This is a genomic window from Shewanella subflava (assembly GCF_025971955.1).
GTDB lineage: Bacteria > Pseudomonadota > Gammaproteobacteria > Enterobacterales > Shewanellaceae > Shewanella > Shewanella subflava.
In genome coordinates this window covers 14,725-32,702 of record NZ_JAPDMX010000005.1, presented here as the reverse complement: position 1 = coordinate 32,702, position 17,978 = coordinate 14,725, and the positions used below count along the sequence as shown (strand labels likewise).

Annotated in this window: 9 protein-coding genes; 2 read left to right on the top strand and 7 right to left on the bottom strand. The window is 43.1% G+C overall.

Going from position 1 to position 17,978, the window contains the following annotated elements:
• Positions 1-478 precede the first annotated feature (478 nt).
• The gene (locus OHT75_RS04215; RefSeq protein WP_264725206.1) at positions 479-2,125 is read left to right on the top strand and encodes an ABC transporter substrate-binding protein; all 1,647 of its coding nucleotides are present in this window, start codon (positions 479-481) and stop codon (positions 2,123-2,125) included.
• Positions 2,112-2,837 (top strand): substrate-binding periplasmic protein, encoded by a 726-nt coding sequence (locus OHT75_RS04210; protein WP_264725205.1) that lies wholly within the window; start codon positions 2,112-2,114, stop codon positions 2,835-2,837. The genes OHT75_RS04215 and OHT75_RS04210 overlap by 14 nt, the downstream gene beginning before the upstream one ends.
• A gap of 40 nt (positions 2,838-2,877) precedes the next feature.
• Here the strand turns inward: OHT75_RS04210 and OHT75_RS04205 are convergent, their stop codons facing one another.
• From OHT75_RS04205 to OHT75_RS04175, 7 genes are all read right to left on the bottom strand, one after another.
• A complete protein-coding gene (locus OHT75_RS04205; protein ID WP_264725203.1) occupies positions 2,878-3,882 on the bottom strand; it encodes a D-alanine--D-alanine ligase in 1,005 nt (334 codons plus the stop codon).
• 260 nt (positions 3,883-4,142) lie between these two features.
• The gene (recD, locus tag OHT75_RS04200; RefSeq protein WP_264725202.1) at positions 4,143-6,176 is read right to left on the bottom strand and encodes an exodeoxyribonuclease V subunit alpha; all 2,034 of its coding nucleotides are present in this window, start codon (positions 6,174-6,176) and stop codon (positions 4,143-4,145) included.
• A complete protein-coding gene (locus OHT75_RS04195; RefSeq protein WP_264725291.1) occupies positions 6,176-9,946 on the bottom strand; it encodes a UvrD-helicase domain-containing protein in 3,771 nt (1,256 codons plus the stop codon). The genes recD and OHT75_RS04195 overlap by 1 nt, the downstream gene beginning before the upstream one ends.
• A gap of 84 nt (positions 9,947-10,030) precedes the next feature.
• Entirely contained in the window at positions 10,031-13,645 is a 3,615-nt protein-coding gene (recC, locus tag OHT75_RS04190; RefSeq protein ID WP_264725200.1) for an exodeoxyribonuclease V subunit gamma, read from the bottom strand.
• Between the two features lie 231 nt (positions 13,646-13,876).
• Positions 13,877-15,964: a transglutaminase family protein gene (locus OHT75_RS04185; RefSeq protein WP_264725199.1), complete on the bottom strand. Its 2,088-nt coding sequence runs from the start codon at positions 15,962-15,964 to the stop codon at positions 13,877-13,879.
• Entirely contained in the window at positions 15,954-17,030 is a 1,077-nt protein-coding gene (locus OHT75_RS04180) for a DUF58 domain-containing protein (protein WP_264725198.1), read from the bottom strand. Before OHT75_RS04180 ends, OHT75_RS04185 begins: the two co-directional genes overlap by 11 nt.
• Positions 17,031-17,042: 12 nt before the next feature.
• Positions 17,043-17,954: an AAA family ATPase gene (locus OHT75_RS04175; RefSeq protein WP_264725197.1), complete on the bottom strand. Its 912-nt coding sequence runs from the start codon at positions 17,952-17,954 to the stop codon at positions 17,043-17,045.
• Between the last annotated feature and the right edge of the window lie 24 nt (positions 17,955-17,978).

The following is a 17,978-nucleotide window of genomic DNA, read 5'->3' as shown; positions in this document are numbered from 1 at the left end:
TTAGATTTTTAGATTGTAGAATAATGACTAATTGTAAAAATCAGTCTTATTAGTACGCATTTTTTCTATGCTATTTCTGATCACTTTTTAACTCTGGTTGATATTATTTATTCTCAACTCGGGTTATTGAGATGTACTCAATAAGCTGAATTAAATAGATTTAGCTTATTATATAGCAAACGGGTCATTTGATTTGAAAACAAGGCGCATTAATACGTCAATAGCTGGCCTATGGCATGTTAATAAAGTGCAGTTTCAATGCAAGTGTCTGTTTGTTAGGTGTTTGTTATCATCAGCTTAGGTTGTTGAATATTGATTTCGCTGTTCGAACGGCATGAGGGATTTAATCAGCGTGAAATTATCTTTATTGAAAAAATGCAACCTTCGACTAACCATATTGTGGTCGCTAATCTCTCTTTCAGCTCACGCTCAAATCAATACTGACGGTCTTAAAATAAATCAATATAGCGGCCTAAAGGTGACTTCCGTTGTTGAAAATACTGACATCCCTGAATGGATCATCCAAGAGTTACACCCCAGCACATTATCATTAAGTGAGCAGCGACAGGAATTACAGTGGTTTAAATCCCAAGCGGTTCCTTTTACAGGGTTAACTATTCGGGTGGTGTCAGAGCACATTGATACGCACCTTTATGAGTCTGAAGTGTTAGCCAAAGCATTTTATGATTTAACTGGAATTCATGTCATCCACGAGCTAACGGGCGAAGATGATGTCATCAAAAAAATATCGGCACAAATAGTAACGGGCTTAAATTTATATGATGCCTATATCAATGATAGCGACCTTATTGGTAGCCATTTTCGAAGTGGTGCGATTACCACTATATCTGAACTGCTGACTTTTAAATCAGGTCAATACACTCTGCCAACGTTGGATTTAAATGATTTTATAGGTTTGCAGTTTACTCGTGATCCGTTTGGGATTATTTATCAATTACCTGATCAACAATTTGTCAATTTATACTGGTATCGCAGTGATTGGTTTGAAAACCCTCGGTTCAAAGCGCAATTTAAACAGCAATATGGTTATGAATTAGCGGTGCCACAAAATTGGCAGGCTTATGAAGATATTGCTCGTTTTTTTACTGATGATATTAAAACCATTGATGGTATCAGAGTTTATGGTCACATGGACTATGCCGCAACAGATCCTTCTTTGGGGTGGCGTATTTCAGATGCTTGGTTATCAATGGCTGGAGTCGGTGATAAAGGGCTACCTAATGGCTTACCTGTTGATGAATGGGGTATTAGGGTTGAAAATTGTCATCCTGTAGGGGCAAGTGTCAGCCGTGGCGGGGCATTAAATAGTCCTGCTGCTATTTATGCATTAGATAAGTATGTTGACTGGCTGAAATATGCGCCCGCTGAAGCGAGATCGTTAACGTTTTCAGAGGCGGGCAAATGGCTTGCCACGGGTAAAATAGCCCAGCAAATATTTTGGTATTCCGCATTTGTTAGCGACTTAACCCAACCAAATCTTCCAATTGTTGATGCCCAGGGGATGCCTAAGTGGAAAGTGGCTCCGTCACCAGTGGGCCAATATTGGCAAAAGGGGATGAAATCTGGGTACCAAGATGCAGGCGCGTGGACATTTTTAAAAAATACCCCAAAGGACAGACAAATTGCAGCTTGGTTATATGCACAATTTTTGGTGTCTAAATCGGTTTCGCTTAAAAAAACCTTAGTAGGGTTTACGCCGATCCGTTTATCGGATATTGAATCGGATGTCATGAGTAAAAAAGCGCCTTACCTTGGTGGGTTAGTGGAATTTTATCGTAGTAACGCAAGAAATGTTTGGACCCCAACGGGCAGTAATGTACCTGATTATCCTAATATGGCCGGATTTTGGTGGCAGTATGTTAGTAAAATCGTTGATGGAACTTACACTCCTAAGCAAGGTTTAGATGCCTTTGCTAAAAGGGTTGATGACCATTTAGCTCAACTGGAACAGACTATGGTAGATACTCAGTGTGCTCCAAAAATGAATCCCATTAAAGCAGAGTCCTTTTGGTTATCTCAGCCTGGATCACCTAAACCGCTGGATCAGAGTGTAATAAAAGGTCAGACATTGCCTTATGAGGAGGCTATTCGTGTTTGGAATTAAATTACTGTTGCTTGCTTTACTATCCATGTATTCCTTTGCGGTATGTTCAGCCGATAAATTAACCTTAGTGACTTACTCTGAGGTGCCTTTTGCGACACAGACTGGCAATGTAAAACAAGGGCTAGTCATTGAATTTATTGAAGCGTTATTCAAACAAACAGACTTGCAATATGAGATTTTATTTTTCCCACTCAAACGGGGTATGGCGATGGCAGAATCATCGCTGAATACTTGTGTTTTACCCATCGAGCGGAATCAACAACGTGAGGTACATTACAGTTGGATTGGGCCTGTAATGGTGTCACGTTATGGACTATTCAGCGCGAGCCCCTCTCAGCCACCTTTGGTTGCTTTAAATGATGCTAAGTTATCTAGCATTGGCAGTTTTCTGGGAAGTGGGATTGGCGAGTATCTTACCCAATTTGGTTATAGAGTCGATCTGACCAACAATGACACTTTGAATGTTAAGAAGTTACAGCGGGGACGAATAGACTTTTGGGCGGCAGATCTTGTGAGTGCTAAAGCGATTATGCGCGATAATGATATTCATTTTGGTGAGCCGAAAATTATATTTTTTACTTCCATTCGAGCCATGGCTTGTCATATCGATTTGCCTATGGCAACCCAAAAAAAACTAAACGATGCGTTGCTGAAACTGTATCAAAGCGGCTATATGGCGCAATTGCACCAAAAATATGGCTTATCATTATAAGGCAGCCCGCGGACTGCCTTATATAAATGATGTGAGGTACTTAACTGAGTTGTGATTCAATAATTTGAGTTAAATAGGTACTGAAATCATGGCCGTGATGTTGTAACATTTTTGGAAACATCGAAATCGGTGTTAACCCTGGGAAGGTATTAATTTCATTTAGTAAAATTTGGTTATCTGCGGTTAAGAAGAAATCAATTCTCGATAAATGGCGCAGCTTTAAACCTTTAAACGCTTTAATTGCATAAGCACGAATTTGATCACTGATGTCATCTGAAATATTAATCGCTTCAATGTAGGTTTTAGCTTTACTGTTGGTGGCATACTTCTCATCAAAAGTGTAAAAGTTATTGCTATCACACACAATTTCACCTGGCTTAGTTGCGACCACTTCACCCTGATATTCATACACCGCAACTTCCAGCTCTCTGGCCACAATGGTTTGTTCAACAATCACATAGGGTGAATAGCCGAACGCCTCTTTCAAGATATCAGCTATATCGGTTTTATTGTCAACTTTATAACAACCGACAGAGGAGCCCTGTGAAGCGGCTTTGATAAATAATGACCCCCATTTATCAAATGCTGCTTCAGTTTGCGCTATGGCTTCATCATCAAATTGATGTAAGAAAATATAAGGTGTATTTGGCACGCCCAACGCGCTGAACCACATTTTTGCGGTGATTTTATTAAAGCAGTTACTGGAAGCTTCAGACTCACAGCCGAAGTAAGGCAGTTGAATTAAGTTAAAATAAGATTGAATGTCACCGGTTTCAGCAGGGTAGCCATGGATACAGGGAATGACGTAATCCACTGGCCATGCTGCAATCGCATCATCTTCAAAACGCACTTCACGACGATTAGTTAATTCACATACTTTACCGTCTTGGGTTTTATAATGCCCCTGTTTATCAAGTTCTAAGCGTAATACCGAGAATTTATCTGACTTTGCTAGCGATGATTCAAAAAACTTTACAGACATTAATGAAATATCGTGCTCTGCACCACCACCGCCACATAAAAGTAACAGATTGATTTTTGGCATGATTGCTCCTAAAAAGAATAATATTGGGCAGGATGAATGCGCCCGAAAATGACCTGCTTATGATAAAGATCCTAAGTAGGTTCTGGCAAGTGAGGGTTAACAATATTTCAGTGATTATCCTCATCTGGTTATTTAAATGGTGTCTGCTCAGCTTACCGTTTGGATTACCTCTTAGCATAGCAAGTCGAAAATGCGTCCAATTAAACGTGACCTCATCAGCAAAAGCATCAATAAGCATCCGTTTGTTCAGCATGGATTATTTAATGCCACAATCGTAGTGCTAACCCCGATGCTCGGGTGGTCACTTGTTTTGCTGCGCGTTCAAATACCGCAGCACTGCCTAAACAGTAGAAATGATTTTTAGCACGGGTGATGGCGGTATAAACTAATTCTTTGGTCAATAATTGCCACTGCGCAATACTGGGTCTAGGTGGTAGGACAAAGCTGACTTGATCAAACTCACTACCTTGAGATTTATGCACTGTCATCGCATAGCAGGTGTCATGTTTAGGCAATCTGGCGGGTAATACTTTCAATAAGCTGCCATCCGCTTGAATAAAATGTGCCATCAAGCGTTTAGGATTATTTTGGTCCTGTAAAATTAAGCCGATATCGCCGTTAAATAGACCTAAATTGTAATCATTATTTTGGATAATAATTGGACGGCCAAGATAAAATTCCTGTTTAGGGTCGATAAGCTTTGCCTGACGTAAACTGTCTGTTATTGCTATGTTCATGCCTTCAACACCGTATTCAGAAGCGCGCATAGCACATAGCATACGATATTGATTATATTGCTCAATAATCTGCTCAGCACCATAAACGGCGCTATTGGGGACATTGTCAACAAATACCCCCTGATTGAAGTGGATCATCTGCAAATAGGGTTGATAAGCACTTACCGACAACGCTAATAATTGCTGCTTACCTAAGTTGTCTTGATGGGCATTGATTTGATGCTCAAACCAATTCAACTCATTGTATCCGTGCTGCCACACCTGACGAATACTCATTATGTCGGTGTTATTGACGGCATGGGCCAATTGTCCGATACCCGCATCGCCTTTAAAGCGGTGACTATGCATTAACATACATAAGCTATCACCAAATAGGCTTTTACTATCTATGAACTGACTGACATCCTGCTGGGTTAAGCGTTGGATGCTCTCTGCCTGTTGTGGGCTATAACGCATACGCCAAGGTGATGAGTTTTTGGGATTTTTAATTAATTTTGCAACCTGCAAGCCTTGACAAATATCAGCTAGTACAGCCCCGGCCTCAACCGATGCAAGCTGGTCTTGATCGCCTAATAAAATTAATCTGGCATGAGTTGGTAATGCACTCAGTAGCTTATACATCATAGGTAAATCGACCATTGAGGCTTCATCAATAACCAGTAAATCAAGGCGCAAAGGATTATCTTTGTTGTGCCGAAAATGATGAGATTGTGGAATAACCCCTAGCAATCGATGTAGCGTTGCTGCTTCTTCGGGAATGGCTTCTAATGCCGTTAATAAGGCTTGAGGCTGGCTGTTTTCTACAAGACTTTGTCTTAGGCGGTTTTTAGAGGCTTTAATTGACTCACTGAGTCTGGCCGCGGCTTTACCTGTGGGGGCAACTAACCTGATGGTCATACTTTGCTGCGTCAGCAACAGCAGCAATAATTTAGTCACAGTGGTCGTCTTGCCTGTGCCGGGGCCACCGGTGATCACCGCAAGCCCTTTGGTTAATGCCGTTGCCGTTGCAATTTTTTGCCAATCAAATTGGCCTTGATGATGAGGTTCTTGTGGAAATAAATCATCCAAATAACTGGGCAATAAAGGATTGTCGACAGTGATGTTCACTTGGGTTAATTGCAGTAACTTTTGCGCCACCTGGGTTTCAAAAAAATAGTACTTATTCAGATATAGCCTATCAAATTCAATAATCATCGGGGTATTGTCCCCAGGCTGACCAATGGCGTTAAAGGCACTGATTTGATTCATTAACTCAGCATGGCTTAATTGAATTTGGCAGGAGGAAACCGAGGCTATTGCAAAAGGATGCACGCCAATATCTTCAGCCATTGGGTTATCTAGTACGATATTGTTTAACACTAGACAGCTGTGTTGATTGGATAATTGTTGACTGAGTAAGGTGCAAATTAATACGAACAAAGGGTAACGTGCATCAGTTGGGTCAATGTGCTCGATTGCGGCCAGCTCAAGCGCAAAATGCCTATCTAATGCGGTGATTAATTTTGCGTCTTGCCATTTTTTTAGCAAAGATTTCATCGGCTGAGTTGTTATCAACATTATGCCTGCTCCATTTCTGCGTCTATGGCATGATCATCACTGGTGGCTTGTGAGAATAGCGCATCGAGTTGTTCAATTAATTGCGCATCAGGCTTATCAAAAAACACCCCAGAGCCGACAGCCTCAGGGCTCATGCCACGCAAGAATAAATAAAAACATCCACCAATATGCTGATCGTAATCATACTGAGGCATCCGCAGCCTTAAATAGCGGTGTAAGGCTAAGGTATACAGTATGTATTGTAAATTATATCTATGGCTGTTAATGGCTTGGGCCATTGCATTTGAGTTGTAATCTTGTAGCTGATGGCCTAAATGGTTTGATTTATAATCGGCGATAAAGAATTGACCTTGATGTTCAAAGGTTAAATCGATAAAACCTTTTAGCATGCCTTTTAAGGTGTCAAAACTAAAATCATTAACATAACCATATTGGCCTAATAAGCTATTTAGCTGTGTGGCTTGCAGTCGATTAATGGGCAGGTAAAACTCCATTTCAACTAAGGTGTGTTGAGGCGATAACTGCTGTAAACACAGCTGTGATTGATTGGGTTTTCTTAATGGCGTGGCGAGAATTTCCTGATACCAGTCCATTAATGGGGTTAACCACTGTTGTTGATCAAATCCGTATTGCTGCATGGCTTTGATTAACGCCGGTTCTAATGCGGTTTCTGCTTGGGTGAAATCAAATAATTCCAACACTAAATGCATAAAACTCCCTGCGTTTGCCCCGCGCTCAAAACTAAATCTGTCTAATACTTGCGTTGTGATAGGGACAATCTCAGCCAGTATCTCTTCACTGAAATCTTCATCATCAGCACCTGGGACGGTTTTTTCATGGGGAAGGTGCTTTACCAATCCAGAATAACTGCCAATTCGCCAAGGTAAGCCTAATTTTCTGCTGCTGTTTTTGGCCACAAAGGTTTGCTGTGTCGCTTGATTATCGCTTAATACCTCAGTGCCAATCTTGTCGGCTACATTTTCAACGCTAATCGCGCTAATGGTAGCAAGTTCGGCCACTTTGGTGGCCATGTGTTCCCCGTCGCAACTTTTGTCTGTGATCCCCAATAAATAGCCGATACCGGTTTCATGTAATTGGGAACTGATCCCCGCTTTTAACATTCGTGATTGGTTGGCAATGTATAAGTAACACGCATAAACCGGACGGGTTAGGGCTACATAAAGTAGGCGTAAGTCTTCGGCAAGGGCTTCACGTTTGTATTGCTCCCAGCCCTCATCACTGCCATGAATATCCCAAATTAATTGGCCATTATGGTGATAAAGCATAGGTTCTGGGCGGCGATTTGAGCCTCGGGCTAAACTAATAAATGGTACAAAACAAATAGGATACTCTAGCCCTTTCGATTTATGAATGGTGACAATTTGCACCAAATTTTGCTCGCTTTCTAAACGAAGCTGTTGCTCATCTTGAGCTTGATTACCCAGAAGCTGTTGTTCAAACCAGTTTATTAATGCGCTACAGCCATCCAGTTCGGTGGCTTTTTGTTGTAATAACTCACCAAGGTGGCGAAAATCGGTTAAGCGGCGCTCACCCGAGGCGCTAATACTGATAAATTCATCGTCGTCGACAGTGCCTGAAGTTAACTCCGTCAGTGGTGGTGTCGTATTGTTGTTAAGGTCATCACAGTTTGTGGATTTTGCCAGAAGCCGATGCACTAAGCGGGTGTCACTCGCCAAGCAAAGTAAAGCCGGCATAATGCCACTGGATAACCAAAATTGATGCCAATGATTAAACAAATCCAGCACTTTTTGGCGCAAAGCTTCATCTTGGTTAAATTGATGAATATGCGTTGCGTTGTACCCCATCAAGTCTGTGGCGAGGGCGGCGCGAATAGCCCGCTCATCTTTGGGGTTGGCGAGGGCTCTTAAAATGAGCGCCATTTCTTGGGCTTCAGTGGTATCAAATACGCTGTCACGGCAGAGAAATACGGCGCCAATATTTCGCTCACTTAATGCCGCTTTTACTACAGCGGCTTCATTGCGATCACGCACTAATACGGCAATGTTTTTCGCAATTAAGGTTTCACCATTAATGCTACACAGGCCTGATTGTGCTTCGGTCAGTAATCGAGTGATTTCAGCTGCCGTATCATTGGCAAGGATCTGCCTTGCTGTCGTTTTATTGAGTCCACTTTCAGCGGGCTCTTTGAGTAACTTTATTCTCAGTGCCGCAGTTTGCTCAGTGGCTTCAAGTAATATTTTATGGCGCGCAGATGCAGGCGTTTTTACGGCATCGTAAGGGATGGCGGCGCTGATAAAAGGGTCAGGGTGTTGCTTGAATAATTGATTTACACCTTCGACTAATTGCGCTGATGAGCGATAATTGATGTCGAGATTATAATGCGCTTGAGTTTGATTGCGGGCGTTAATGTAAGTGAAAATATCCGCGCCACGAAAAGCATAAATGGCTTGCTTAGGATCGCCAATCATCAGCATACCTAATGCCGAATGACGGTCAGCTTGTGGGTGTTCTGAATGCTCCGAAAAGGGTTGTGCGTCACGGCCTGTTATCAGCGATAAGTCGGGCGTATGATAGATGGTGCTAAAAATCTGAAATTGTAATGGGTCGGTATCTTGAAACTCATCGATTAATGCGATTGGAAAACGTTTTGCAATGGCGCTTGGTAGCGTATCGGCATTGTTTTCAAGCGCCTGTGCAAGACTAGTTAACAGATCGTCCGGTGTCATTAAATTTCGTTGTTGTTTTTGCTCAATAAAACGCTGTTTAATACCCGCTTGCGCACGGACTAAAAACGCGGGGATCACCTGATCTATTAAGGCGGCTAATCGTTCAATATGATCAAGTAAGGGTGCATCCGACACCGATGGGATCTCACCGCCTTTGTTGAGTTTTAACTCAGATAAAGCCAATTGTTCCAGCGGTTTTTGTGGCGGTAAGCCCTGGCCATAACTGACCCAATTGGATAATTCATCAAATAATTGTTGTAGTTTAGGATAACCATCGGTTTTTTTGCCAAATCGTTGACCATTTAATGGCAGTTCATTCAATAGGGCAAAGGTGGCTTCTTGCTCGGCAGGCCAACGCAGTTTAAAGCGCTGTAAACTTTGGATTAACGACTCAGACAGGCTGATAAATTCCTCTGGCGTATCTGAGGGCGTTGCCTGACTTGCTCCCAACAGCGCTCGTACCTTCTGGGCTAATTTTTCCGGCTCACCAACACTATTGCTGATTTGCTGGGCAAGCAACAAAGGAAGCGGATAACAAGCCTCACGCCAGAAGTCGCGCACCGCGTGGTGCAGGTATTCGCTATCATCTAGGGTGAATTCTGATTCAAATAGCAGTGATGATTCAAATGCCATATCGGCAAGAATACGCTGACAAAATCCATGAATGGTAAAGATGGCACCTTCATCTAGGGATTTAAGCGCCAAATCTAGACGTTTTAGGCCTATTGCGTGCTCACTTTCAGGGATATCTGCATAAAGTTGCTCAATAAAATGGTCTTGCGTGGTTACCCCTAAAAAACGTTTGTAAGCGACTTGAATACGTTTACGGATCCTGTCTCGCAGCTCTTCTGTCGCGGCATTGGTGAAGGTGACCACTAATATTTGCTCACAGAGCAGGGCGGGCTGGCCACCATGTCCTAGCAATAAACGTAAATATAAGCCTGATATAGTGTAGGTTTTTCCAGTCCCTGCACTGGCCTCGATTAAGCTAGTTCCGCTAAATGGCAAATGAAGCGCATCGAGTGCTGATACTGTGATATTCGCTGGTTTGGCATTATTCATAGGCTGTGCGTCTTGCTCCAATTCAGGGTCATGGCCATGGGGAAAATGTTGTATCAATCGATAAAACTGCAAAGTACGTCATTATCAATCCATTGCTTTAGCAATTTCAGTGGCATGTAGGCTAACGGCACCATCACTGACAAAGTCATCTAATTCACTGAGTTTACCTTTATGGTATAGGCTGACCATAGGTTGCAGTAAGGTTTGGACTAAAGCCCCAAATGTTGGCTCGCTAAAATCATCTGGAAACGTAAACAAACGTTGATGGTGAGGCTCAAATCCTTCGCCTAAGTGAGTTTGTTCATCACGCCATTGTTTTTGTGCCGCAAATAATTTTTCATTATGGGTACCCTCGGTTTGGGCATACATCCAGGCAGTGCGGGGGGCAAAACATAAAGGGTGCTGCTGACCATGAATAAACGATTGTACAAATTGGCTAAGCTTTTCTAAGGCATGATCGGCGTTGACGGGCGCAAAGCAATGAAAGTGTCCCATATCAAGTAGATAACTGTACTTCATTATTCCCTGTGCATTTAAACACAAATGACGAATATAACATTGAATTAAATCTCTACCGTGTGCGGTGCCCGGACGATAATTGATCATGCCTTTTGGGCTAACGTCATCGATGCGGCCAACAAGGTTTATCGCATTTTCATCAATGCTTGTCATGTTAGCCTGACGTTCATGACCTGGCTGAGTTAAGTGAGCCTTAATGGTTAAATCAATATTCACCGAGCCACTTGGTTGCTCATCCTGTAAAAAATGCACTCGGTTGATTAAAGGCGCAATATCACGTTGATATTGAGATAATAAAATATCATCAAAAGGTGCCATAGGCAGGCTGCCACTGGCTTTTAGCTCAGTTAACAATTCAATATCGACATCGTGATTAGCTTGGCTAAGCGCGGAATCAATGAGACTAGCTTGTAACTTATAACGACCCAAGCCATCAAGATTAAATGGCTCGTCGTTATCATCAGCTTGAAGATTTAAGTTTAAATCGACTTTTAAACTTCTATTAAAGAAAAACTGCGCTGGATTGCGGAAGAATCGGATCAAGGCTGATAATTCAAGCTCAGTATTGCCTGCAACTGGACTGTTTGTCGTGTTGTCTGGTTGTGCTAACAATATTGGCTTTTGCGGATTAAAAAAGCGCTTATCATACACTTGTTCCACTGGCGGAGGGCACCACCCTTGATGGTAACTTTGCATCGGACTGTTGGGGGTGAATAGTGTATGGTCAAACGGTTGTAAGGGCTGTGCTTGAATCAAGTGCTCACTGACAGCTTGTTCAATTAATTCAATATCATCAAGGGTTAATGATTGCTCTGCTAAATGGGCGGGTAAGTAGCTCATTTGGCAAAACTCGACTAATTCAGCAATCAGCATTGAAGGAATTCGCTCGGCATTATCGCGTTCGCTATGGCCAATATAACTGACATAAAGCTGCTCTCGTGCAGATAACAGCGCTTCTAAAAATAGGTATCTATCATCTAATCTGCGTGAGCGGTCGCCTTTTTGCGGGCCAAAGTGGGCCATTAAATCAAAACCTACAGGGTGCTGTACTCTGGGGTAAACGCCATCGTTCATGCCGAGTAAACACACAACTTTAAATGGAATTGAGCGCATTGGCATGAGGGTACAAAAATTAATGCTGCCGGCAAGATAGCGCTGACCTACACGCGAGTCATTCAAGGTTTGATTAAACCATTGCTTCAATACTTCTATATTTACCTGACCTTGATGGCCGGCTTCGATGAGTTCTTCAGACAAGGAAGCAAGGGCATTTCTGATGGTTAATATTTGGCTTTGCTCATCGTCGTTCGTTTGATAAAAGTCTTCAATTAATTGATTAATTTGTTGCAATCGCTCAGCGGTTGAACAAGCATGAATGAAGCCTTGAGCATGTTCATCAATGGCTTCTAAGAAGTTAAGCAGTTTCCCTAAAGCCTGTGCTGACTGGCCTTCCACGCCGCTGACGGGAAGGCTGCCTTGGTAGATGGGCGACTCATCATTCAGCGCGTAACCGAGTATTAATCGCTTAATACCAAAGGCCCAGGAGTTTTGGCTAAATGCTGGTAAACCTAATTGGCTGCGGCTATGTTCATTTCGTCCCCAGCGAACATTTGCATGAGCTAGCCAGCGCTTGATAATTTCAAAGTCGTCATCGTCTAATTCAAAACGCCTTAAAATGGCGGGGACTTCTAAAATAGATAACACTTCCGTTAACCCAAATCGACTTTGATTAATGTTCAATAAGGTTAAAAAGCTATTAATTAACGGCGACTCTTGTGCTGCACCACGATCAGCAATTGCATAGGGCATGGCCAGTTGCTTATGGTCTTTATTAGCCCGCTGAAAACTTGAATAATATTGGCTGTTAACAGTGCCAAATACGGCATCGATATAAGGCGCGTATGCGGCAACATCTGGCATCATCACAACAATGTCTTTGGGCTCTAAGTCCGGATGCGCGTCAAATAAACCCGCTAGGTGATCGTGTAAAGTTTCAACTTCTCGTAATGCACTGTGGCAACTGCGAAGGGTGATTGAATCGTCTGTAGGTTCAAGCTTACGGCGTTGGCTGATTTGTTGGTATAGCTGAGCATCAGGCCCTAAAGCTTGACCTAGGGTTTCCATTTGTAATATGTCGTATTGCACGCCATGCAAAAGGTTATCTGGCGTTGGCTCGACATAACAATCGTAGTTAAAATTGGTATTTTCAGGGGGCAAACTGAGCAGTAAATCTAATAATTCCCGCCCCATTTTGCCATTATTGGCTAATAACGGGTTACCCACCTCAAGTTTATCTTCCCAATTTTCGGCTAACTGTTTTTTATGGGTGTATTTGAGCGCCATTCTCGCTCTGACTTTGGGATCAATGATATCCCCCCAATAGTGCTGACAAGGACTTAAGGCAAGCATCACCACTTCAATGCGTTGTGCTAGCGCATTAATCACTGCTAATGTTTGTGGCGGCATTGATGAAATACCAAATACAAACAAACGGCTAGGTAGCATACTGATATCGGTAGCCGGCTCGGCCAGAGCATCGAGTAATGATTGGTGCAAATTGGCCCTGTGGTATTGGCTTGCCTGCAAGGTATTGTGGTTATAATCGACTAATGCTCGCCAGAGCTTAGGTTGCCATAACTGATTAGTATCTAATCGCAGTTGCGCATTTAGCTCACTAAGCGGTTGGTTGTTTTCCCATGCCTGGATCCAATCGGGGCGATATACCAGATACTGGTCAAAAATATCGGCGATTCGGTTACAAAGCTGGTAGAGCTTAATTGCATCTTGTTGTTTTGATTTGTAATCTTCGCCGCGCAGGGCATTGCCATTACTTAAATAATGCTGCAAAGGTGCGTAATCAATATCATTGAGTAAGCCTGGTAATAAATCCATCAACTTCCATGTCATCGCGGCTTTGGTAAAAGCATTTTCTTTGGGCACGTTGGGCAGTAATTGATGGCAAAGCTGCCAAATGAAACTCGATGGCAGAGGAAAGGCCAGTGCCGCTGCGATTTGATTATGTTTAGCCACTTCTAGGCGCAGCCAGGTCGACATCCCCGGACTTTGTACTAACACTTGTTCAGTGGTTAATAAGTGGCTGTTACTCAATGGGGTTGCCAACATTTTTGCCAGTTGTTCAGACAACACTTCCATTTGATTAGATTGAATTAATGACAGCATAGGGCACTCACAATAGAACATCTGTAGCCATTCTATGGGGTTAATAGGCTGGCATCAATGACAAACCTCCCCATAGCGAAATAATCGAACATTAATAGGACGCATCGCAAAAAATAATGTAAAAGTGATGATTAAACCGTTGCTTACTGTGTTTGATGGTGACATTTTACGCCAGTGTCACCTTGATGGAATGCGTTTGCTATTCATGACAGATTGACCAGAGTAAGCAAGCTATTGCATAGGTTTACTCATCAATAAGCCTAGACGTAATGTCCAATACAAACGATTAAATCGGCGTAAGTGCTGGGAGTGCTGCTCAGTGGTTAACGGCTGATATTTAAGTGCCACAAATTCGGCTGTAAATTGATGAAAACGTGGCAGCCATTGAGGGGCAGATATCGCCCATCGGGCTGATAATGCTTGTGCATAAGCCTTGGGCGGCAGCTGCGCCTGATCTGGCGCCCCTTTTAACATCATCTTTTGAACGATTGCTTGGTAACGACGACTCTGCCTATCTTGCTTGGGCTTGCGCTCAAATAAGCCCGCAAAATAAGCAATAAACAATAGGATTACCGTGATACAAATTAGCATCGCGATGGCAATGTTACGGGGGTTGACCTCACCAAGGAGTTTTTTTAATACCGCTTGTTTACGTTGTTCGTCAAACCCTAATATCCAGACACTCCAATAGTAATCCATACTGGCTATCTGGTTACGAATATTATTCAACCAAGGGTATTGTTTCAGGCGCAAAGGACTAAATGGACGGTCTAATAGGTAACTGGATTGGCTATCAAACGTCGCATCAAAGCCATCTAAAATACGTTGGGGGGCAATCATCGCAGTGGGGTCAAATCGTTGCCAGCCTTCATTTTCAAACCATACTTCTGTCCATGCATGAGCCATATATTGATACACACTGTAATAACCCGCTTTGGGATTGTATTCACCGCCTTGATAACCAGTGACCATACGTGCGGGTATGCCGCTTGCTCGGGCTAAATACACTAATGCAGATGCATAATGGGCACAAAATCCGGCACGATTTTCAAATAAAAAGTCGTCAATTTGCTCATTACCGATCGCCGGAGGGCTTAAGGTGTAGTAATAAGCTTGCTCGGCAAAATAATTCATCATTGCGTTAATACGTGCTTTGGGCTGCGGATACTGCTGAGTAAATTGTTGAGCTAACTGCCAGGTTTGTGGATTGGCATTTTCAGGCAAGGTTAAATTAATATCACGGAGCTTGGGCGTTAATGTGGGATCCATTTGGCTATTAGGATAAGACACTACACGATAGCTTTGGCGTTGATCTAACGGGCGCATTGCATAAAGGGTGTAATCAGGCAATTCGACAATGCTGTTATCTTGACTAAAAGCTTGATCCAACCCATACAACCAACGCTGGTGGCTAGGCTCACTGATCACCACATAGTCGAGTTGCTTTTCTTGCAAATCGGATTGTTTATCGCCAAGTTGCTCGCTATTGGGTAATGGTCTTTTGCTGGGTTGATAAAATGATTGACGTTGCAACTCTTTGATACTGGGGTGCTGACGCCATGTTTTGCCATCATAGTTTTCCATGACTAAGGTACGCCAATATAAATCAGCGTTTGCTGGGCCTGATTTACTGCCGTCGCTATTTTCAAAGCCAACCCGAAATGCAAGTTCGTCTGAACGTGTCAACTTGCTGATATCGCCGAATGACATTTCATCGGATAAGCCCGTTTTGGCGGACTTCATACTTGGCACGAGCCATAGCGGCCCCAGGCGCGGAAATACCACAAATAGGACTATTGCGAGCGGTAAACTGTGCAGCATAATTTTGAAGCTAAAACGCAAGTTAGCACTCGGTTTGCGGTTATCTTGATACACACTCACGAGCACGCTGGTATTGATAACGGCCACTAAGGTTAAATGCACAGTATTGATAATGGCTTGTTGGTCAAGCAAGGTTAGCGCAATGATAAAGTAGCCCACAAGCACGACGGTTTTAACATCTCGTAACTCGCGCATTTCAATGTACTTTAACGCATAGCCCAACAACAAGAGATTGATTAATGCATTCAGTAAGCCAATTTGAGACGACACTAATGCCAAGGTGGTTGCGGCGCCGATGGCAAGTGATGTTACTAACAATTTAGGCGGAGCTGCCACTTTGCCGTAATAAATCCCCATGCGCCAAACAAAGCAAATTGCACAAATGGCTGTGGTCCAAGGAGTAGCATGCTCAAACTGAGGTGAGAGTACTGCCACATTGGTTATCAATAACCAAAATAAGGTGTTACGGCTAATGATGCTGTCAAAGTTATCCTGCATTTTTGCCCCCTAGGTGGTGATCACTTTGGAGATCAAAACTGGGCCTATATAACGCCAGCGCTTTTTGGCAGGCGATACGATGTGACTCCCCAGAACTTTGACTGAGGGTGTGATTATCAATAATCAAACCGAATATCTGGTTTTTTCGAGCCAGAGTATTAACCTGCCAGCTCAGTTTACTCAGGCGTTGTTCCAGATCATGACCTTGGGTATCTGCAAGCGATAACCAAACAGGTGCGCCTTCGGGTTCGTTAAACTCTTTAGTGAGCATGCCTTTATTTTGTGCCCATTGTTTCCAGGCAACCTGTTTTAACGATTCACCCGTCACATAACTGCGAAGCCCAGTGTAATCATCCACACCTGGACGAATTTTACCATGGCTAATGTCGTTATTGTCTTCATCAGCTTGGCTGGTTAAACGAATATCGCACTCAAGTGGCGCGGCAAAAACCACTTGATGTAAATCTAAATCAACATAAGACCAAGCTTTAAATAAACCTAGCGGAAAATGCGACCACACTTTAATTCGCCCAGGGGTTAATAATCCGCGTTTGGGATTGTCATATTGGACGGTTGCAATTGTTTGTTCTTCCGTGTGTTGTAATCTGATGTGGCGCTGACCATTAAACTGCATACAAATTTGCTGATGCGTGGTGTCGGGGCGTTTTGGGTTAGCATGTCCGGTCAACATTATCGGAAAAGTATGGGGTTGTTCGGCGTAGGCATCGGCAGGGGATACCGCACTAAATGTCAGCCCTGCTAGGTTTTTATAGCTGTATATAATACAAGTGTGAAATACACTGGCGAGTAATAGACTGAGGCCGATAACTAAGTTGTTTTGATAGTTGGTGCCAAAAAGATACAGCAAAATGATTAATGCCAACCAAGCTATACCAAATGCACTGGGTAGGATAAAAATGCCCTTGTGGCTTAGGGTGACTTTTTCTTGCGGCGGTAAGCGCCGCCCAATCCAGCGCGACCACTTTTGTTCGGCTGCTTTTGGGATAAGCTTAGTTAACCAACTGGTTTGGTTAGTTTGCTTAACCTTTGCCTTGCGGCTAAACACTGCGCATCACCATTAGCGAATTGGATTAACGCTAGCAAGTAAGGTGTCTGATAAGGCTTTGCCCTGAAAAACGCCGTGGGCGCTGATTCTGTGCTCTGCCACTGCATGAAAAACTGCTTGAATATCTTCAGGCACAAGGTAGTTGCGCTGTTCAATAACGGCCCAGGCCTTCGCCGCTTGTAATAGGGCTAAACTGGCTCTAGGTGATAAACCCGTAGCCTGTTTTTGTTCCCGTGACATACTCACCAATGCCAATAAATATTTAAGTACCGCATCTGAAGTGGACACTTGGTTGACTTCAGCTTGAAGGGTTAATAATTCGCTAGGGCTGATGCATTGTTGAATTGGGACTTGCTTATGGCCGTGTAGCTGATTTTTCAGCATGGTCATTTCTGCATCTTGGCTAGGGTAACCGATAGAAATGCGCATCATAAATCGGTCTAACTGCGATTCAGGCAAGGCAAATGTGCCAGATTGATCCTGCGGGTTTTGGGTAGCAATAACAAAAAATGGGTTGGGTAATGAATAAGTGGTGCCATCTTGAGTGATTTGCTGCTCCGCCATAGCTTCTAACAACGCACTTTGGGTTTTGGGGCTGGCACGGTTAATTTCATCCGCCAGCAACATTTGATTAAACACCGGTCCTTTATGAAAAGTAAATTGCTGCAGCGTTTTATCATAAATAGACACCCCCAAAATATCAGCGGGTAACATGTCGCTGGTAAATTGGATACGTTGATAGCTCATGCCTAAACTGGTTGCAATGGCATGGGATAAACTGGTTTTGCCCATGCCGGGCAAGTCTTCAATTAACAAATGACCTTTTGCCAAAATACATGCCACAGCTAATTTTATCTGCATGGGTTTACCAAGAAGGATGTGTTCAAGTTGATTAATTAGCTGTGTAATAACGGTATGCGGCACTGGCACTCCTTTGTTTTTATTCCG

Bases quoted from the DNA above. Each gene is read 5' to 3' on its own strand.
- OHT75_RS04185 (WP_264725199.1), bottom strand. From the start codon at position 15,964: ATGCAGGATAACTTTGACAGCATCATTAGCCGTAACACCTTATTTTGG.
- recD (WP_264725202.1), bottom strand. From the start codon at position 6,176: ATGTTGATAACAACTCAGCCGATGAAATCTTTGCTAAAAAAATGGCAA.
- recC (WP_264725200.1), bottom strand. From the start codon at position 13,645: ATGCTGTCATTAATTCAATCTAATCAAATGGAAGTGTTGTCTGAACAA.
- OHT75_RS04205 (WP_264725203.1), bottom strand. From the start codon at position 3,882: ATGCCAAAAATCAATCTGTTACTTTTATGTGGCGGTGGTGGTGCAGAG.
- OHT75_RS04195 (WP_264725291.1), bottom strand. From the start codon at position 9,946: ATGAATAATGCCAAACCAGCGAATATCACAGTATCAGCACTCGATGCG.